At 51.5% G+C, this 18,427-nt stretch carries 17 protein-coding genes and 1 riboswitch; of the genes, 14 read left to right on the top strand and 3 right to left on the bottom strand.

Features of this window, described 5'->3' with window-relative positions:
- Positions 1-27 precede the first annotated feature (27 nt).
- Together BQ7382_RS04240 and BQ7382_RS04235 are read left to right on the top strand one after the other, a co-directional pair.
- A complete protein-coding gene (locus BQ7382_RS04240; RefSeq protein WP_077390894.1) occupies positions 28-567 on the top strand; it encodes a prolyl-tRNA synthetase associated domain-containing protein in 540 nt (179 codons plus the stop codon).
- Between the two features lie 9 nt (positions 568-576).
- A complete protein-coding gene (locus BQ7382_RS04235) occupies positions 577-1,260 on the top strand; it encodes a TMEM175 family protein (protein WP_077390893.1) in 684 nt (227 codons plus the stop codon).
- A 38-nt stretch (positions 1,261-1,298) separates the two neighbouring features.
- Here the strand turns inward: BQ7382_RS04235 and BQ7382_RS04230 are convergent, their stop codons facing one another.
- Positions 1,299-1,601 carry a GGDEF domain-containing protein gene (locus tag BQ7382_RS04230; RefSeq protein ID WP_077390892.1) on the bottom strand — a complete coding sequence of 101 codons (303 nt, stop codon included), beginning with the start codon at positions 1,599-1,601 and terminating at the stop codon, positions 1,299-1,301.
- 64 nt (positions 1,602-1,665) lie between these two features.
- Positions 1,666-1,761, top strand: a riboswitch (THF riboswitch).
- 102 nt (positions 1,762-1,863) lie between these two features.
- On the opposite strand from BQ7382_RS04230, the gene BQ7382_RS04225 reads away from it, so the two are divergent.
- The 3 genes from BQ7382_RS04225 to BQ7382_RS04215 all read left to right on the top strand — a co-directional run bounded on the left by BQ7382_RS04225 (position 1,864) and on the right by BQ7382_RS04215 (position 4,586).
- Positions 1,864-2,412: a folate family ECF transporter S component gene (locus BQ7382_RS04225; protein WP_159437218.1), complete on the top strand. Its 549-nt coding sequence runs from the start codon at positions 1,864-1,866 to the stop codon at positions 2,410-2,412.
- A 37-nt stretch (positions 2,413-2,449) separates the two neighbouring features.
- Positions 2,450-3,727 carry a bifunctional folylpolyglutamate synthase/dihydrofolate synthase gene (locus BQ7382_RS04220; protein ID WP_077390890.1) on the top strand — a complete coding sequence of 426 codons (1,278 nt, stop codon included), beginning with the start codon at positions 2,450-2,452 and terminating at the stop codon, positions 3,725-3,727.
- Between the two features lie 76 nt (positions 3,728-3,803).
- Positions 3,804-4,586, top strand: a complete 783-nt coding sequence (locus tag BQ7382_RS04215; RefSeq protein WP_077390889.1) for a ZIP family metal transporter — start codon at positions 3,804-3,806, stop codon at positions 4,584-4,586.
- A 153-nt stretch (positions 4,587-4,739) separates the two neighbouring features.
- On the opposite strand, the gene BQ7382_RS04210 is transcribed toward BQ7382_RS04215, so the two are convergent.
- Complete coding sequence (locus tag BQ7382_RS04210; RefSeq protein ID WP_077390888.1) at positions 4,740-7,157, bottom strand: bifunctional diguanylate cyclase/phosphodiesterase; 2,418 nt, start codon at positions 7,155-7,157, stop codon at positions 4,740-4,742.
- A gap of 163 nt (positions 7,158-7,320) precedes the next feature.
- Between BQ7382_RS04210 and BQ7382_RS04205 the strand changes: the two genes are divergently transcribed.
- The 8 genes from BQ7382_RS04205 (at position 7,321) to BQ7382_RS04170 (ending at position 16,034) form a co-directional block, all read left to right on the top strand.
- Positions 7,321-7,782, top strand: a complete 462-nt coding sequence (locus BQ7382_RS04205; protein ID WP_077390887.1) for a YbaK/EbsC family protein — start codon at positions 7,321-7,323, stop codon at positions 7,780-7,782.
- Positions 7,783-7,985: 203 nt separating this feature from the next.
- A complete protein-coding gene (locus BQ7382_RS04200; protein WP_077390886.1) occupies positions 7,986-9,761 on the top strand; it encodes a Na/Pi cotransporter family protein in 1,776 nt (591 codons plus the stop codon).
- A 25-nt stretch (positions 9,762-9,786) separates the two neighbouring features.
- Positions 9,787-10,455 (top strand): response regulator, encoded by a 669-nt coding sequence (locus BQ7382_RS04195; RefSeq protein ID WP_077390885.1) that lies wholly within the window; start codon positions 9,787-9,789, stop codon positions 10,453-10,455.
- Positions 10,456-10,458: 3 nt separating this feature from the next.
- Positions 10,459-12,132: a sensor histidine kinase gene (locus BQ7382_RS04190; protein WP_077390884.1), complete on the top strand. Its 1,674-nt coding sequence runs from the start codon at positions 10,459-10,461 to the stop codon at positions 12,130-12,132.
- Positions 12,133-12,338: 206 nt separating this feature from the next.
- On the top strand, positions 12,339-14,018 hold the full coding sequence (locus tag BQ7382_RS04185) for an AMP-binding protein (protein ID WP_077390883.1): 1,680 nt from the start codon (positions 12,339-12,341) through the stop codon (positions 14,016-14,018).
- A gap of 13 nt (positions 14,019-14,031) precedes the next feature.
- Positions 14,032-14,787, top strand: coding sequence for a 5'-methylthioadenosine/adenosylhomocysteine nucleosidase (locus tag BQ7382_RS04180; RefSeq protein ID WP_077390882.1), 756 nt, complete (start codon positions 14,032-14,034; stop codon positions 14,785-14,787).
- A complete protein-coding gene (locus BQ7382_RS04175; RefSeq protein ID WP_077390881.1) occupies positions 14,777-15,562 on the top strand; it encodes a threonine/serine exporter family protein in 786 nt (261 codons plus the stop codon). The genes BQ7382_RS04180 and BQ7382_RS04175 overlap by 11 nt, the downstream gene beginning before the upstream one ends.
- A gap of 10 nt (positions 15,563-15,572) precedes the next feature.
- The gene (locus BQ7382_RS04170; protein ID WP_077390880.1) at positions 15,573-16,034 is read left to right on the top strand and encodes a threonine/serine exporter family protein; all 462 of its coding nucleotides are present in this window, start codon (positions 15,573-15,575) and stop codon (positions 16,032-16,034) included.
- An 84-nt stretch (positions 16,035-16,118) separates the two neighbouring features.
- On the opposite strand, the gene thiT is transcribed toward BQ7382_RS04170, so the two are convergent.
- Positions 16,119-16,817, bottom strand: a complete 699-nt coding sequence (gene thiT, locus BQ7382_RS04165; RefSeq protein WP_235847941.1) for an energy-coupled thiamine transporter ThiT — start codon at positions 16,815-16,817, stop codon at positions 16,119-16,121.
- Positions 16,818-16,944: 127 nt separating this feature from the next.
- On the opposite strand from thiT, the gene BQ7382_RS04160 reads away from it, so the two are divergent.
- Positions 16,945-18,402: a FadR/GntR family transcriptional regulator gene (locus tag BQ7382_RS04160; RefSeq protein ID WP_077390878.1), complete on the top strand. Its 1,458-nt coding sequence runs from the start codon at positions 16,945-16,947 to the stop codon at positions 18,400-18,402.
- Positions 18,403-18,427 lie beyond the last annotated feature (25 nt).

The raw sequence follows: 18,427 nt of genomic DNA, 5'->3' as shown, positions 1-18,427 counted from the left end.
ATCAAACCAGACAAGAAGGATGAGACCATGCCTTATATCAGCGAAATAAGCAGCAGCAAGCCGTCCGACCTGGGAAACGCCACGGCCGGAAAGGTATACGACATTCTGGATCAGCTCGGCATCCCGTACGAGTGTGTCACCAACGACGTCGTTGAGACCATGGAGGAGTGCCGGGAGCTGGACGAGAAACTGGGCGTACAGATAAGGAAGAGCCTCTTCCTGTGCGACAGGAAGAAGACGAGATTTTTCCTGGTGGTCCTGCCGGATGACAAGTCTATCAAGACTAAGGAACTTGGCAGGAAGATAGGCGTATCGAATCCGTCGTTCGCACCGGCGGAGTACATGGAAAAGTGTTTAGGCGCTCTGCCCGGGTCTGCGTCCGCAATGGGGCTCGTGAACGACGAGGGGAACGAAGTGGAGCTGGTGATCGACAGGGAGGTCGCCGACGCCGAGTATTTCGGATGCAACGCCGGCATCAACACCACCCATCTGAAGATGAAGACCAGCGACCTGCTGGAGAGATTCCTGCCTGAGATCCACCACAGGCCAGAGATACTGGAGATATGAGCGGGCGTTATGAAGACGACAAGAGACGATATCAGAGAGATCTACACAAAGGAAGACGTTGAAAACAGAATGGACAGGGCCCGGAGGGAAATGCCCCAGAAGACGAAAAGCCATCTGGAGACGTTCAACGACGGGATACTGGCCATACTGATAACGATAATGGTGCTGGAGATCCCAGTGCCATCTGCGGATGTATCTTATCAGATGTTCATCCGCAGCATTTTCGTGTTTCTGGTCAGCTTCTTCGTTGTGGCCAACTTCTGGTACGGTCTCCATCGTGAGTTCCTGACCTTCGACAAGGCCGACCACTGGGTGATAATCTCAGATTTCCTTTTCCTGGCGGTCCTGTCTCTGATTCCGGTGACCACGAAATGGATCATCGGCAGCCGCTCCAGCCTCGCTGTCATAAACTATGGAGTGGTGTACATGATCTCCACTGTGCTGATGCACGTGATAATGTTCTGCGGCCACCGCGCCCATTTTCAGGCGTACCGGGCCTATTTTGTAAAGGCTATGCTCGTGAACTTCATCGTGGTGATAGTGACCAACGCCGTGCTGATAATCATAGCGGTGTACAGGCCGCGCCTGGCATTCTATCTGTACCTCGCGCTGCCGATCATCTCGTTCTTCGCACCGGGCCCGAAGATCTCCGGCTTTATCATGAAGAAGATACGAACGAAGAGGGTAAGATGAGGCCTGCTTTCAAAAAAATGACCGGGTCTGCATAAGTTTCAGGCCCGGCTTTTTTCTTTGTTCATATATAGCATTTTGTCCGCTTCGGAGATGATCTCGTGGATCGATTTCTCTCCGCTGCCGGAGAAGGCATAACCGAATGTCAGACGCACCGGGAAGCCGAGTGTCGATATGGCTTTTTCATCGATGGCCTTGCCGATCATGTCCACTATCTCCGACGGAAGGACCTCGCTCTTGCTGTCCACGATGAGCATGAACTCGTCGCCACCGAACCGGCATGGGATTATGTGTGATTGACACAGAATTGACGTTCTTTTTCGTATAAAAGGTACTATGCACATGGAATATCTCCTTGAAAAGTACCGTCTCAGTAGAGTACACTAACACGGTAAGACATTTTTCAACAAAAGAGTAGATCCATATGCGTTAAGTACCGGACAGACGGGGAGTTGCTGCCGGGCGAAAAGTTTTCTTGCGGTGTGTGGATCGCATCCCGCTGCAAATATATAGGCGCCATGCGGGAAGCTCGGGCTTTCTGCCTGGACCTTCTCAGTGGATCAGACTATCTCTGTTTGTAGTAATGGGCAAATGGAGGTTTTTTTTATGAACGATTTCAGACAGAGATTTCTTGAGTCCAGAGAAGAGTTAAAGAAGATCCGCTCTCTTACTCTGTGTGCGATGCTCGCCGCCATCGGCATGGCCCTGAGCTACTTTACCATCAGGATATCGCCATCCTTCCAGATCGGCTTCTCGGGCATTGCTAACATGATGATCGGATACCTTTTCGGGCCGGTGATGGCGCCGTGCGCAGGCATCGTCACGGACGTGCTCAATTACATAGCCAACCCGAACGGCGGATTCTATCCGGGATTCACCCTGACGGCCATCGTTGCGGGCTTCATCAGAGGTGCCATGACCTATCACAAGCCGCTGAACATCAGGAGACTGATCTTCTCTGAGCTGATCGTAGCCGTAGTGTGCTCCATCTGCATGAACACCCTGTGGCTCTATCAGATGTACGGTGCATCCGTGCTGGCAGGCGTTCCGGCGAGGGTGATCACAGCGGTAGTCCTCGCATTCATCAACGCCTTCCTCGGAGAGGCAGTACTGAAGGGACTGACCAGAGCAGGCGTGATGCCGCAGAACAAGTAATGTATCTGACATTTTCAACAAGTTACAAGGCGATAGAATGGCAATGACTTATGATGAGGCGCTTGATTTTCTCAACGCCCCTAAATATTCAGAGACGAGACCGGGCTTAGGACCGGTAACAGAACTCATGCACAGGCTTGGAGATCCTCAGGACGAACTCAGGTATGTGCACATCACAGGGACAAATGGAAAGGGATCCACGTCAGCTTTCGTAGAAAGAGCCCTGAGAGAGGCCGGATATAAGACGGGACTATACACTTCTCCGTATATCCAGAACTTCACGGAGCGTATCCAGGTCTCCGGGAAGGAGATCCCGAGACAGGAGCTGGCCGACATAACAGAAAAGGTTAAGGCCGCATCCCTGTCCATGCTGGCTGACGGCATGAAGGAACCAACGATATTCGAGATGGTGACGGCAGTCGCATTCATCTACTTTTACCGCATGAAGTGCGACATCGTCGTGCTCGAGGTGGGGATGGGCGGAAGGCTTGACGCCACCAATATTGTTCCGAGACCCGAGGTGTCTGTTATAACAGGAGTAGCCATGGATCACATGGAATTCCTGGGAGACACCATAGCTGATATCGCCTTTGAAAAGGCTGGAATCATCAGAGATGGTGGAGTCACTGTGACTGCGTCTCTAGTTCCTGAGGCGATGAACGTTATCCGGAAGACTGCCGAGGAAAAAAACAGCACTCTCGTGGAGGCGGACCTTACCGGGATCCGCATGCTGGAGTCGGGACTGGACGGCCAGTCGTACGTTTTCCAGGGACAGAAAATATCCATATCGAAGCTGGGGAAATACCAGGTGAGAAATTCCGCTCTGGCATACACGGTGCTCGAGCAGATGAAAACCAGATGGCCACTGCTGACCGAGGATGCTATACTGAAGGGGCTTGAAAAAGCTACATGGATGGGGAGGCTGGAGCTCCTTAGAAAGGATCCGCCATTCCTCATCGACGGTGCTCACAATACTGACGGAGTGATGGCCCTTGTGGAGAGCCTCAAGGATCTTTTTCCCGGAGAAAAATTCCGCTTCGTCACCGGCGTCCTAAAGGACAAGGACTATCAGGCGATGATGAGCTTGACCGAGGATATCGCAGTGGAGTATTTCACTGTTACCCCGGACAGTCCGAGGGCTCTTCCCGCCGAAGACCTCAGGGATCTCCTGGAAAAGGATGGTCAGAAGGCATGCAGCTTCGTCTCGCTGAAGGAGGCGACATTTGAGGCGTGGCGGTCGGAAGACCTGAAGACCGTCGCATTTGGATCGCTGTATTACATAGGAGCTCTGAGGTCTATCCTCGTGGGAAACTGACACGGCCATCGTCGTGGAAAGCACCGTAATTGACAGATATTCATTATTAGTAAGCAACAGCTTTCTGGAGACGATCATGAGTCTTGATATTTTAAAAGGTCTGCTGATACCGTTCATCGGCACTTCCACCGGGGCGGCCTGCGTTTTCCTGATGAAGGGACAGCTCAACGCCGTGGTGGAGAAGATACTCACCGGTTTCGCGGCAGGGGTAATGGTGGCTGCATTCGTGTGGAGCCTGCTGATACCCGCCATGGAACAGAGCAGCGGGATGGGAAGGATGGCGTTTCTGCCATCGGCCATCGGGTTTTCGCTCGGCACCGCATTTCTCCTGCTGCTGGATACGCTGATCCCTCATCTACATATGAACAGCAAAGAGCCGGAAGGCATACCGAGCACGCTTAAGAAAAACACCATGATGGTGCTTGCTGTAACGCTCCACAACATCCCGGAGGGAATGGCCGTCGGTGTCGTGTTCGCTGCGTGGGCGGACAGGGCAGGCTCGATCTCATTCGGTGCTGCCCTCGCTCTGGCTGTGGGTATTGCCATACAGAACTTTCCAGAGGGCGCAATAATTTCAATGCCGCTTGCAGCGGAAGGTACATCAAAGGGCCGCGCATTTCTATATGGAGTGCTCTCCGGTGCTGTCGAGCCGCTCGGTGCGGTGCTCACTGTCATGGCGGCGGGGCTGATAGTGCCGTTCATGCCTTACATGCTCAGCTTTGCTGCAGGGGCCATGATGTACGTGGTGGTGGAGGAACTGATCCCGGAGATGTCGCGGGGAAAGCACTCCAACAAGGCTACCGTGTTCTTTACTCTGGGATTCGTACTGATGATGATCCTTGACGTGGCGCTGGGGTAGGGAAGCTCATACTACAGACATCAGAAAATAGCAGGGTATAAAAACAGCTCCTGAGGAGTTTTATTCCAGAGGAGCTGTTTTTGTATCTATTATCTCAAATGCGGTACGGACTTTTCATCACCATAGCTTTGTGTTTCCAGATTGTATCAGAAATCAATCCTCCAGATCCAGACTTTCGAGGAGGGAATTCAGCGATTCCGGCCTGCTGTAGAAGAAACCCTGGATGAAGTCGGCTCCGATCGCTCTTACGAAATCTACCTGTTCCTGCGTTTCCACTCCCTCGATAACGACTCTCATACCTAGCGACTTACATAGCTTTGTGAGGTCTTTGATTATTATCCTGGACTTAGGATTCGAGTGGAAGTCTTTAATGAAGTCCATGTCCAGCTTCACCACCTCAACGTCGTAGTCCTTAAGCACGTTCAGGCTGGAGCTCCCGGAGCCGAAGTCGTCGATACAAACACGGTATCCTGAGTGTCTGAGCTCGGTCACGATCTTCCTTATCCTGGCCTCCGCCATTGCCGACTCGGTGATCTCGACTCTTATCAGTGATCTCGAAAGATCGTATTCATCGATGATACGGTCCAGCTCACGGTGAACGTCGCAGCTGTCAAAATCCGTTCTGGAGAAGTTGAATGACAGAAAGTGCTTGGTGCGTTCCTCAGGTGGAAGCTGTGACAGCATCGCACAGACGCTCCTGAAAACACTGAAATCGACCCTGTACACATCCATTGTCTTCTCGAGCACGGGTATGAAAACGCTCGGTGGTATGACTTTTCCGTCGGCCGTGAACCATCTTGTGAGGACTTCGAAGCCTGCCGTCTTTTCGTCCGATGTGCTGACTATGCGCTGGAAGTATGGGACGATGCGGCCTTTGTATAGTGCGTCTCCCAGGTTGTTGACGATGTAGCTCTCGTTTTTTCTCGTCTCGTCCAGTTTCTCGTCATACACACGTATCAGGATATTGGACTGATGTCTCATGGAGTCACATGCGTATTTTGCCATGTCGAGGGCTGACTGCAGGGAAGTGGAATGATCGAAACCTCTGTTAGTCCATATCCCTGCTCTTATCACGAGGCGCCAGTGTGGAAGATATGCAGTGGCCTTTTTCTGCACCATTTCGATCATACGCTGCATTTCTACGACATCGGCGGATCCGGTGAAAACAGTAAAGTGATCGGATTCAAAACGTGCAGTGACGCCATCCGGGAAGGTCCTTGAGATCAGGTGACCGACACGCTCCAGCAGCGTGTTTCCGGCAGCATATCCGAACTCCTTGTTTATGTCCTGGAACCGATCTATATCGAAGGAGATCACGGTCCACGGAATACGATCAAGAGGTTTTTCCTTTATTTTTTTGAGAAATCCCTTCTGGTTCAGCAGTCCTGTAAGCATGTCCTGGACGTCGTCGTTGATGTCTTCTTCGATCTTACCGTTTACCTCTGAGACTACGAAATGTTCACCGCATATGTGATTGTGTCCCTGTGCCTTGGCCTCGTACAGCTGCTCGTCAGCGATCCGCAGGCAGGTGTTGACCTGCCGCAAAGATCCTACGGACCCATATGTATATCCGGCACTGATGGGTTGCGAGAATCCATTTACAGGGTCGTTGAAAAGTGTCTGCAGCCTGCTTAGTGCCATGGTAAAGGAAGTTATATCATCACTTAAGTCGATGATCAGGAACTCGTCTCCTCCGTATCTGTAGCACTTGCAGCGAGAGAAGAAGCTGTCATTACGCAGCTCGTCTGCAAAACTCTGAAGCAGGTAGTCGCCGTATGCATGTCCCCTGGTATCGTTGGCCTGTTTGAAGGAATCGAAGTCGAGCATGGCGGCACAGATGTGGTTACCTACGAAGTACCTGGTATCCTCATCGAGTGCGGCGCGGTTCATGAGACCTGTCAGACTGTCGGTCCTGCTCTTCTCTCTGAGTTCTTTGTTCGCGTAGACAATGGCGTTCTGGAGCCTGACCGACTCTATGAAGTTGTTTCTGTGGATATAAATGTATATCTCACACATTATGTAAAAAATGATTATATCAAAGAAATCCTGCCAGGCGAGGTCGATATGCAGGTCGAGCACGGAGTCAAGAAACAGGAACGTACCGAAGCTGAACAATATGACGAACCAGCCGCGGATGGTCCTGTAGAAGGGAAGGGCACAGAGAATAGTCATGATTATGACCAGTTCAAAGAATATTGAGCTTCCCCTCTGGGTGCTGAATATGGTGAGGCCGGAAATGATGGCGTTTATCAGAAATCCGACGTAACAGGTATTCAGAACGAGTTCAGGCCTTACGAAATCGAGCCGGGGTTTAAGATCCTGAAGTATTATGATCAGGATCGAATTTACCATGATGGCCAGCACATATATAGAGATCCCCTTTATCTGAGGGAACACCTCCGGTGTGCCATAGGGAAGGAACTCTCCCAGAGTCCCCAGCAGACCTATCATGAGCACCAGAACAAACGTACCTATCCCCGTAGTGCAGTTGTTTCTGGCGGCGGCTCTGAGAAGCTCATCGTTTTTCTGATATTTATTTTTGCTTTTAAGATATTTCAGTAAGTTTTTCATCTCAGTCAGCGTCCATACAGAATACCCTTTTCCCTTTTGCCTACAAGTATACCATCTTTTGACAGGCAAGTTCACAGGTTTTATAATCGATGCGTGCCATGTCCGGAGTCGGGTCTTCCCGCTGAAGAGGACAGGAGAATTATTTGATTTCAGGGAGGTTTCGATGGGACTTGAACAGGCCAGGGACTGGCTTAAGAAATATGAACTCGAAGACAGGATAACACTTCTGTCAGAATCGTCTGCAACGGTAGAACTCGCTGCCGAAGCCGTGGGAGTGGAGCCGGATATGATCGCCAAGACGCTGTCTTTCATGGTCAAGGATGTGCCGATACTCATCCTGGCGTCCGGGCTCTCCAAGGTGGACAACAGGAAATTCAAGGAAACATTCCACACCAAGGCCAAGATGATCAGCTACGACCAGGTGGAGGATATCATCGGTCACGCACCGGGAGGGGTGTGCCCATTCGGTGTAAAGGAAGGGGTAAAGGTGTATCTCGACGAGAGCCTGAAAAGACACGATGTCGTCTATCCTGCTGCTGGTACCGGGAACAGCGCCGTAAGGCTCACGATCCCTGAACTGGAAAAGTGTTCCGGTTACATTGAGTGGGTCGACGTCTGCAAGTGATCTCACGACGGTTAAGGAAATCGATGGAACGGACTGTGCTGCACCACGAGGTGCGGCATTTTTTATCACTGCTATATAAAATTACTGGAAAAGTTGCAGTCTTCCACAACTTTACATAGATTTAACATAAGATGTATTTGCAATTTAACAATTTGCGAATACACTCGATAATATGGATAATATGTGTTTTCGTTGGAGGATATATGGACATTTTTAATGTGTTTACTTTTATAGGGGGCCTCGCTCTCTTCCTCTTTGGAATGGACGTGATGGGAGAAGCGCTGAAGAACACGTCAGGAGGGACGCTTCAGAGGAGCCTCAGCAAGATGACGTCCAGTACGTTTAAAGGAGTTCTTCTGGGGGCCGGAGTCACGGCAGTGATCCAGTCTTCATCTGCGACCACGGTAATGGTGGTCGGATTCGTAAACTCCGGGATCATGACTCTTCACCAGGCGGTGGGAGTGATAATGGGAGCCAACATCGGAACAACGATGACCTCCTGGCTGCTGTCGCTGGTGTCGGTCAGTGGAACAGGCTTTTTGATAAACATGCTGAAGCCGAGTTCTTTCGCTCCACTGCTCGCGATGATCGGCGTGCTAATGCGCTTCGCGGGAAAGACGGACCGTACTAAGAATGCCGGGAACATCATGATCGGTTTCGCGGTCCTCATGACCGGTATGGAGACCATGAGCAGCTCGGTAGAACCTCTCAGCAAAATGCCTGGATTCATACAGTTGTTCACCAAATTCACCAATCCTCTTCTGGGAGTTCTCGTCGGGCTGACACTTACGGCCATCATCCAGAGCTCGTCTGCATCAGTAGGTATCCTGCAGGCTCTCTGTTCCACAGGTGCAGTTACCTATGGAGCTGCCATTCCGATCATAATGGGGCAGAACATCGGTACATGCGTTACCGCTATCCTGTCCGCCATCGGGGCATCCAAGAACGCTAAGAGGGCTGCCCTCATACATCTGTATTTCAACATTATCGGAACCATAATCTTTATGACGGTGTTCTATACACTGAACAGCATAATCGACTTCAGTTTCATGGATCACGTTGCCAACCCGGCTGGGATCGCGGTTATCCACACGACTTTCAATGTGACTGCAACGGCCATTCTCTTTCCTTTTTCAAGAGGACTGGAGAAGCTGGCCTGCGCCACCATCAGAGACGACAAGACACCTGTTCCGGACGAGGAGCAGGACGAGATACTCCAGAGACTGGACAACAGATTTCTGTCCCAGCCTTCCGTAGCACTTTCTGTCAGCACCGATGCCGTTCTAAGGATGGCCGAGTACGCTGAGGAAGCCGTTGATCTCGCAATGAGCCTCTTCGACAAGTATGACGAGGACGTTGCTGCGAGGATCAAGAAGCTGGAGAAGAAGACAGACCGGTATGAAGACCGCATAGGGACATATATACTCGGCATCACACCTCAGGCGTTGTCGGAAAAGGAGAGCCGCAGGACCACGATCCTGCTCAGGTCCATCACAGATCTTGAGCGCATAGGAGACCACGCTGTTAACCTGAAGGACAGCGCAAACGAGATGTACACGAAGAATCAGCACTTCTCAAACAACGGCGCAGAGGATATGAAAGTCATGCTGAGAGCTGTCACGGAGCTGCTGAAAATAACCACATCCTCACTTAGAGATTTCGATCCGGACGCTGCCGAGAAGATAGAGCCTCTGGAGGAAGTGGTGGACGACCTTAGTTTTGAGCTCAAGAGCAGGCACATAATCAGGCTCAGAAACGGCATTTGCACCGTGGAGATGGGATTCGTCCTAGAGGACATGACCACAAATCTGGAGCGTATCGCCGATCACTGCTCAAACATGGGTGTCACACTTGCCCAGGAGCAGCTGAACGTGGAGAGACGCCACGATACCAAGAGGGAGATCAAAGACAGCCCGGCGTTCAAGAGCGATTACAAAAAATATCAGGAGATGTTTTCCCTTAGCGGGAATGCAGAATAGGAGTAATCAGGAGGCTTGAAGCAGAATGATTTGGTGTGTTGAGGACGACAAGGACATCCGTGAGATAGAGATCTATACACTTAGATCCACAGGATTCGAGGCGAGGGGGTTCGAGGACGGCAAGTCTATTCTGGAAGCCCTCAAGGAAGAGAAGCCAGAGCTTGTGCTTCTTGATATCATGCTGCCGGACGTGGATGGCGTCAGCATTCTTAAGGGGATAAAGTCGAATGTTCAGACTGAAGACATTCCGGTGATCATGGCAACTGCCAAGGGCATGGAATACGACAAGGTGCAGAGCCTGGATCTCGGTGCGGACGACTATCTTGTAAAGCCATTCGGAATGATGGAGATGGTCTCCAGGATCAAGGCCGTGCTCAGGCGTTACGAATCATCAAAGCCTCAGCAGGTGTACAAGCTGGATGACCTGGTGCTCAACGAGGACACCCACATGGTCACCATTGGAGACGAGCGGATCTCTCTGACCTTGAAAGAATACGAGATACTGAAGCTCTTCCTCTCCAGGCCGGGGATGATATTCACGAGGGAGCAGCTTTTCATGTCAGTGTGGGGAGAAAAGCTCCTTGGCGACTCGAGGACGATCGATGTTCACATCAGGACACTGCGGCAGAAGCTTGGCTCTTACGGAGATAAGATCGAGACCGTGAGGGGCGTGGGTTACAGACTGGAGGCATAATACGTGAGGAAAAGGATCTTTGCCTCGATCTTCGGCACGTCGTTGCTGGTCATTGTGGTGATTCTTACCATAGTGATGGGTATCGTCTACGCAGAGATAACCAGGGTGCAGACGACAGAGCTGGAAAACGACATCAACCTTGCGGCTGCAGGCGTTGAGCAGCGGGGGGCGGATTATTTTTCGGATGTGAGCACAGGAGGAAACAGATATACCCTGATCCTCAGCAGCGGGAAAGTGATCTACGATTCACAGGTGCCTGTCTCGCAGCTGGGAAACCACAAGGATCGCCAGGAGGTACAGGAGGCGCTGAAGACAGGAAAGGGCGAGAGCGTGAGGTACTCCACCACACGCATGGAAGAGACCCACTACGTTGCAAGGAAGCTTGATGACGGCAACGTCCTGAGAGTAGCGGCTAAGCGGATAACCCTTTTCGGGCTGGTGGTATCCTCACTGCAGCCGATCGCTATCGTACTTGCTATAGCCCTGCTCATTTCAATGTTCCTGGCGTACAGACTTTCCAACAGCATAATAACACCGCTACAGAACATCGATCTGGAGCAGCCTGCGAAGAATTACGCTTATGAGGAGCTGGCTCCGGTCATGGACAAAATGACTCAGCAGTACGCTCTGATCAACAGTCAGAAGAGGGAGCTGGAGTCGTCACAGAAGGAGTTCAACGCCATAATCTCCAACATGGAGGAGGGACTGATCCTCACCGGGTCCGACGGGCGTATCCTGAGCATAAACCCTTCGGCGATGAGATTTTTCAGGACCACAAGGGAATGCCTTGGGAGGGATATCACCGTTATCGAGCAGGATTCCAGGATCGACCTTGCTATTCTCAAGGCCAAGGAGAACGGCCACAGCATTCTCCAGATGGAGAGGGATGGGCGAGAGTTCCAGATAAACATCAGCAGGGTCGATTCCTCAAAGAACAGGTCGGGTATCATCATACTTGTCTTCGACAACACAGAAAGGATCTATGCCGAGAGGAACAGAAGGGAGTTCACGGCTAACGTGTCTCACGAGCTGAAGACCCCGATGCATTCCATAATGGGAAGTGCAGAACTCATCGAGAGCGGTATCGCCCAGGGCGATGACGTCAGGGTCTTTGCCGGAAAAATAAGAAAGGACGCAAACAGGCTTCTGGGGCTCATCGACGATATCATCCATTTGTCAAGGCTGGACGAGGGTGTGCCGCTGAAGCGCGAGCCTCTGGAGCTCAAAGCGTATATTGAAGAGGAGGCAGCCAATTTCGTCTCCTTGGCGAAGGAAAAGGACGTGAAGGTGAATGTCACCGGAGACACGGTTTTCCTCGTGACCACCAGAGAGCTCCTGCACGAGATCACGTATAACCTCATAGAGAATGCCATCAAATACAATGTAGAGGGTGGAAGCGTCACCATCAACACCAGCCGGGATAATGAAAAGGCAGTGATAGAGGTGGCGGATTCCGGCATCGGCATCCCTGCAGAGGACCAGGAAAGGGTGTTTGAGAGGTTTTACAGGGTGGATAAGAGCCGTTCAAAGGAACGTGGAGGAACCGGCCTGGGTCTTTCCATCGTAAAGCACGCGACGATGGATCTCGGTGGCGAGATCGAGCTGGAAAGCGCTCCGGGAAAAGGTACGACCATAAGGGTCAGACTTCCGATCATCACGAGAAAAGAAGAGAAATAGCATGATGCTGTCGCATGCTGCGCGGCATCGAATGAATACGGGGCTGTCGCATTTGAGAAAATGAGGCGGCCCCGTTCTGTGAGTTCAAGCTGAAATATAAAACAAACAAATGGAATTACCTTGATTTTCTGTTATCATATAGGATATGTCAAATATTGCATGGGTCGGTACCGGATCTCCGGAAACAAGAAAGGTGAGGACGTGTAATGACCGAATCAGTAAAGGTAAACGACCGGACATACAAGACTGCCCGGTTCGAGAATTACAGGGAGATAGTAAATTCGAGCTATGAGAAGTTTCCCCAGAGGGCTGCGTTCCAGGTGAAGGCTCCCGGTGGGAAGTACGTATATATCACATATACTCAGTTGTGGGAGCGATACTACAAGCTCTGCAACACCTTTCTGGAGATGGGACTCAGAGGAAAGCGCATCGCCGTCATAGGAAAGAACAGCTTCGAGTGGAGCCTGAGCTATCTGTGCGCTGCTACCGTTGGATGCGTTGTTCCTCTTGACAAGGAGATCCATACGTCTGACATTCTTTCTTTTGTAGAGGCAGCAGACTGCCAGGCCATCTGTTACAGCGACTACTTTGCCAAGACTCTCCTGGGAGAGCTGCCGGCTCACGTCAGACAGCTTTCCTTTACAGATGTATATAATGCATCGACTCCGGATGAGGAAACCTTTACCGAGGCCGTGGACAGCATCGAGATACCACGGGACGAGACGCAGATCCTGATCTTTACGTCTGGCACCACAGGAAAGGCAAAGGGGGTATGCCTGTCTCAGTACAATATCTGCTCAAATATTTATTCTACCGTACAGGTGGTGAAGATACATCCAACCGATGTGACACTGTCCATCCTTCCGCTCCACCATACCTACGAATGCACATTGAATCTTCTGCTTCTTCTGTCACGTGGGACCAAGATCACGTACTGCGGCGGTCTGACCAAGATCCAGAAGAATCTGGAAGAGTATCATCCGTCTATTCTGGTGGTAGTTCCGGCATTGCTTTCGGTATTGGACAAGCGCATCAGAAAGGCGGTGGCCAAGTCTGTACCATCTCGCTACTCTGAGTACTTCGAGACACTGCCGCTGGCTGACGCGCTCCAGAAACTTCCTTTTTTCATGAGAGCAGTCGTGAAGAACCGGGTAAAGGCCACACTTGGCGGAAAGATGAGGCTCTTCATCGTTGGAGCGGCGGAGCTCGACACCACTCTCGTGCGGGATTTTGAAGCTCTGGGCATCGAGACTCTCCAGGGATATGGACTGACCGAGTGCGCTCCCCTGGTGGCCGGGAACAGCGACTTCAACCAGAACAGCGAATCAACAGGTGTGGTGATGCCTGGCAATGAGATGAGACTCATCAATATGAACGATGAGGGTGTCGGAGAGATCATCACCAGGGGCGATAACGTCATGCTGGGATATTTCAACGATCCTGAGAGCACTGAAAAGGTCCTTGTGGACGGATGGTTCCATACCGGTGATCTTGGATATATCGATGAGAACGGATGGCTTTTCATAAAAGGCAGGATCAAGAATGTGATCGTCACCACCAACGGAAAGAACATATATCCGGAAGAGCTGGAAAACAGGCTCATGGATCATCCGGAGGTGAAGGAGTGCATCGTCATCGGCGTCAGGGACTCCGACGGAAAGCCTGAAGTCAAGGCCAAGATTCTCCCTAATGAAGATTTGATCGCCGAGGAGCTCGGTCACGAGCCTGATCGCGAGGAAAGAGAAAAGGCCGTCAGGGACGCGGTGGACAGCGTCAACGACGAGATGCCGGCATATAAGCGCATCAAGATCGTCCAGGTGCTGGACAAGGAACTGGAGAAGACCACTACCTCAAAGATCATGAGATACGGCAGCAACATTGAATAGAACAGAGGAAATAATGAGCGAATTGAATAACATAACCAGAATTGCCATCATCGGGGCCATGGACAACGAGATCCAGTACCTCAAGGAGACAATGGAAGACGTGGAGACTGAGATGTGCGGCCCGGGGAAGACTCTTAAGACGTGGAAAGGCACCTTGGGGAGCGCGCAGGTCTTCGTGGCGAAGAGCGGGATCGGCAAGGTCAACGCGGCTCTCTGCACTCAGATCCTCATCGACACCTTCAGCCCGCAGCTTGTCATCAACACCGGCATCGCCGGAGGCATAGACCCGTGCCTTTCCGTGGGAGACGCAGTGATAGCAAAGGGACTGATACAGCACGACTTCGACGTTACGGCCTTCGGTCATGTGAGGGGATACATGAGCACTGGCGAAGATGATACCGTGCCTACGGTGTACTTTCCGGACAGGCAGGCGGCATATCTCATGTCCGAATCCGCATCAGAGCTGATGTCCGCGGAGCAGGTGAAGGAGGGAGTCATCGTCACCGGTGACCAGTTCGTGTCTGAGCTTGATAAGAAAAAAGAGCTTCATGAGACCTTCGGGGCTATGGCGGCCGAGATGGAAGGGGGCGCGATCGCCCAGGCTGCTTCATACAATAACGTTCCTTTCGTTTCAATGAGGGTCATCTCCGATCTGGCTCAGGGCGGCAGCGGTGCGGTCCAGTCCTATGAAGAGTTTGAGGACAATGCGGCTCGCCTCTCCGCAATGATAGTTATTTCCATGATAGGTAAAATAGAGAATGACGAATAACGACGTTTCTTCGCTTATAAAGACGCGTGACGACGAAAACCGCCTTCTCCACATCATCCTCGATGTGGGGGAGGCTTTGATGTGCAGCGGAGCCGAGGTCAACCGAGTTGAAGATACAATGGGAAGGCTTGCCAGGGCCTACGGGGCCCGGGAGGTGAACGTGATGGCCATCACCGCGAGCCTTTTCCTCACAGTTCGTTTCAAGGGCGGTCACGAGTGCACCCAGACCAGGAGGATACAGAGCGTTGCGGGCAATGACTTCACCAAGTTCGATGCAATCAACACCCTCAGCAGGGCGGTCTGCAAGGATCCGATACCGCTGATCGCGCTTGAGAACAGGGTCAACGGGATATTGAAGGCCAGGCCTGACAGGGTGTCAGACCTGATAGGATACATACTTGTGGGCATGGGATTCGGTCTGTTCTTCGGGGGGAATTTCTGGGACTTGCTGCTTTCAACGGTTGGAGCTGTGATAATATTCCTGTGCAGCATATATCTGGCCCCATTCTGCATGAACACTATCGTATATAATCTCATTACAGCCGCCATCACGGGCTTCTGCATATATCCGACGGCTGTTTTTATTCCTTATGCCAATGCAGATACGGTACTGATCGCCGACATCATGCTTCTGATCCCAGGCCTGGCCATGACCAATGCAGTCAGGGACATAATTCTTGGAGACACCATCGCCGGCATCATGAGGCTGATAGAGACGTTCCTGTGGTCAGGCGCTCTCGCGATCGGTTTCCTGGCGATCATGGTATGGTTTTGAGGTGTGAGATATGCTGAGCGTTTCGGATATTATTCAGATCATAGGAGCCTTTCTCGGTTCCATGGGATTTGCCCTGGTCTTCAGGGTGAGAAAAGGACTCCTTCCGGCTGCAGCCATTGGTGGCATGCTCGAATGGACGGTATATCTCCTGGTCGCACATGCACTGGGAGGGGCCGGTGTTTTCTGGCCGTCAGTGGCCGCCAGCCTGGAGTGTTCCCTGTATTCAGAGATACTCGCCAGGAAGATGAAAGCACCTTCGACCGTGTTCCTCGTTCCCGGGCTCATTCCGCTCATACCGGGGAAAAATCTGTACTACGTCATGAGCTATGCCGTGCAGAACGACTGGACCAGAATGGAGGAGAACGGCTGGCTCCTCGGGCAGTATGCATTGGGGATCGTGGTCGGAGCCGCGGTCGTGTGGGTGTTCGTAGACTTTTTCAGAAGAATAAAAAAATGGGAGCGTTCGGCGTGAAATGCCGGCTCCCAATTTTTGTACCTGTATCTGGTCGAGTTCTGCTGTGATCGGTCGTATACGCCGGTGCGCGTGCATTCCGCACTATCCTCTGTGGATAGGTATAAATCCGGGATCGATCTGGAATCTCAGCTTTTCCAGTGTCTTCTTCACGGTAGGTATGCTTATGATGATGACCGTGATGACTCCTTCGGCTGCCAGATAAGTGAAGTTATACCATACCGACCAGGTGAACGCATTGAATCCGGCAGGTGCATAGGCGCCAAAGAAGACTATGCCCGAAACCACGGCGACCGCATATCTCCCTGCGAGCCCGAGTATGTAGCCCTTTACGATACCGTTCTTTTTATTCCTCATAACTCCGCCGAGGCCGAGAGCCCCGAAGGCAAGGGGGTAGTCGAGCAGCATCTGCAGAGGGTGGATCACATATGGCCCGAAGATAAGATTGAGAAGCCCCACGCACATGCCAGCGGTCACGCCCCTGCGCGTTCCAAGATAGTAAGCGCAGAGCACAATAGGGAGATTTGAAAGAGGTGTCACCGCGCCGCCCTGAGGCATCTCAAACAGCTTGAACTGCCCTAAGACGATGGCTGCACCCACCATGAGCGCAGATATGGTGAGAGCTTTTACATCCGCTCCCCTCTGATGCGCTTTTTTCTGTTCTTTAGATGGTATCAAAGCCAGGAGAAAAAAAACAACGATGATCGCAACGACGACCACCTGTCCGGTCCTGGACTCAAAAAAACTCTGTAAACTGCCCATTCTGTTCTTTCCTTTCTTCATTGCTGCCGCTGGATGACAGTCTGTCCGCTGAATAGACTACCACAAGTTCGCCGGTTTTTCCATAAACCTGGTTGTTGACCGCAGATGACCGTGATAATAAAATTCAGGTAAGAGAACGGCGAGGGGGATGAACGATATAGGTGGCTTTTACCAGATAAGAGGAGAGAGAAGTTCAGAGCTGCTTTTCGACGAGCTGCTTGAACGTATCGTCGATGGCACTTACGAGACAGGAGAACGGATCCCGGGTGAGCATGAGCTGATGAAGTCCTTCGGGAAAAGCCACGGCACGGTGAGAAATGCCCTGAAGATGCTTGAGGCCTCCGGATGCATCCGTACGGTGCCGGGAGGTGGAGCGGTTGTAACCATGAGGCACAATGTCCTGACCGAGACATTCATGGAACTCTTCATCCGCAGCAAGGTGACCATTGGCCAGATGTATGAGTTCGTCAGGCTTGTTGAGCCCGAACTGATACGCAGGTATATCGGACGTTTCGGACCAGAGGAATCAGCAGCCATTGACAAGGCTCTTGCCCGGCTTGAGAACGCTTTTGCATTGGATGACAGCGGTGAAGCCTACAGACAGATCGTGAGGATACATATGTTCATAGTGGACTGCATGAAGAATCCGATGTGCAGCAGCATTTTTCACGCGGTCTGTAATATATTGCTTTATCGCATCACCAGCGACGAGAAAAGCCGCATAAGCATTTACGATAAGGAAGAGATGCTCCAGGCGCATCGTATCCTCACCAAAGAGATCAAAGCGGGAGATGGCGACGCCGCCTGCGATATATACGCAGATGCGATCAAATACATGTTCTATGATAACCAGGGTGAGGACGAGCGCAGGATAACCTATGACGACGATGAGATAGTTTCGTATGTATACGGTCTCACAATGGATTCAAACGTTTCTGCAATAGCCTACTGTCAGATACTGGGGAAGATCATACGAGGGGAGTACAAGCCAGGAGACATGCTCCCTGCGGAAAGGGATCTTGCGGAAAAAATGGGCATCAGCCGCCCGTCCCTTGTTGAGGCCCTGGCGATACTGGAGTTCAGGGGCCACATCAGAAGAGAGCAGGGGAGAGGTACCATTGTTGAACCGGTGAATTCCAAGGGCGTTGACAATGTAATCAGCGTCATGTTCAGGCGAAGAGGGATCACATTCAGAGACATATTCGACCTCAGGGCCATATGCGAGCCCGTCTGCTTTTCACTTGCAGCGGCGGCCAGAAATTATTCCCACGTCAGAGAACTCAACAGGATCGTAGACGAGTCAATGGACGAGTCAAAGAATGATATAGAGCGCTATATGAGCTACGGTACGAGATTCGACTGCAAGGTGGCCGAGATATACGGAAACCGCATGCTCTACCTGGTGGAGATGATCGTCAGCTCATTCACCCATCAGCTTCTGGGATCGAAACTGAAAAATCTGGAGCCTCATTACGCCCAACAGTTCATGAAGCAAATCTATATTGAGCACTCGGAGCTGATAGACTTCATATCAGTTAGAGACAGCGTCGAGGTCAGGACTCTGTGCGAAAAGCACCTTAAGGGGATCGCGGACGCAGTGTTTTGATCTGAGGATGTGTAAAAAGGGGCGT

This window comes from Mobilibacterium timonense (assembly GCF_900155555.1).
Lineage (GTDB): Bacteria > Bacillota > Clostridia > Peptostreptococcales > Anaerovoracaceae > Allobaileyella > Allobaileyella timonense.
This window is presented reverse-complemented; position numbering and strand designations above follow the sequence as displayed.

Bases quoted from the DNA above. Each gene is read 5' to 3' on its own strand.
- BQ7382_RS04170 (WP_077390880.1), top strand. From the start codon at position 15,573: ATGCTGAGCGTTTCGGATATTATTCAGATCATAGGAGCCTTTCTCGGT.
- BQ7382_RS04205 (WP_077390887.1), top strand. From the start codon at position 7,321: ATGGGACTTGAACAGGCCAGGGACTGGCTTAAGAAATATGAACTCGAA.
- BQ7382_RS04215 (WP_077390889.1), top strand. From the start codon at position 3,804: ATGAGTCTTGATATTTTAAAAGGTCTGCTGATACCGTTCATCGGCACT.
- BQ7382_RS04175 (WP_077390881.1), top strand. From the start codon at position 14,777: ATGACGAATAACGACGTTTCTTCGCTTATAAAGACGCGTGACGACGAA.
- BQ7382_RS04230 (WP_077390892.1), bottom strand. From the start codon at position 1,601: ATGTGCATAGTACCTTTTATACGAAAAAGAACGTCAATTCTGTGTCAA.
- BQ7382_RS04225 (WP_159437218.1), top strand. From the start codon at position 1,864: ATGAACGATTTCAGACAGAGATTTCTTGAGTCCAGAGAAGAGTTAAAG.
- thiT (WP_235847941.1), bottom strand. From the start codon at position 16,817: ATGAAGAAAGGAAAGAACAGAATGGGCAGTTTACAGAGTTTTTTTGAG.
- BQ7382_RS04210 (WP_077390888.1), bottom strand. From the start codon at position 7,157: ATGAAAAACTTACTGAAATATCTTAAAAGCAAAAATAAATATCAGAAA.
- BQ7382_RS04160 (WP_077390878.1), top strand. From the start codon at position 16,945: ATGAACGATATAGGTGGCTTTTACCAGATAAGAGGAGAGAGAAGTTCA.
- BQ7382_RS04180 (WP_077390882.1), top strand. From the start codon at position 14,032: ATGAGCGAATTGAATAACATAACCAGAATTGCCATCATCGGGGCCATG.
- BQ7382_RS04195 (WP_077390885.1), top strand. From the start codon at position 9,787: ATGATTTGGTGTGTTGAGGACGACAAGGACATCCGTGAGATAGAGATC.
- BQ7382_RS04240 (WP_077390894.1), top strand. From the start codon at position 28: ATGCCTTATATCAGCGAAATAAGCAGCAGCAAGCCGTCCGACCTGGGA.
- BQ7382_RS04200 (WP_077390886.1), top strand. From the start codon at position 7,986: ATGGACATTTTTAATGTGTTTACTTTTATAGGGGGCCTCGCTCTCTTC.
- BQ7382_RS04220 (WP_077390890.1), top strand. From the start codon at position 2,450: ATGGCAATGACTTATGATGAGGCGCTTGATTTTCTCAACGCCCCTAAA.
- BQ7382_RS04235 (WP_077390893.1), top strand. From the start codon at position 577: ATGAAGACGACAAGAGACGATATCAGAGAGATCTACACAAAGGAAGAC.
- BQ7382_RS04185 (WP_077390883.1), top strand. From the start codon at position 12,339: ATGACCGAATCAGTAAAGGTAAACGACCGGACATACAAGACTGCCCGG.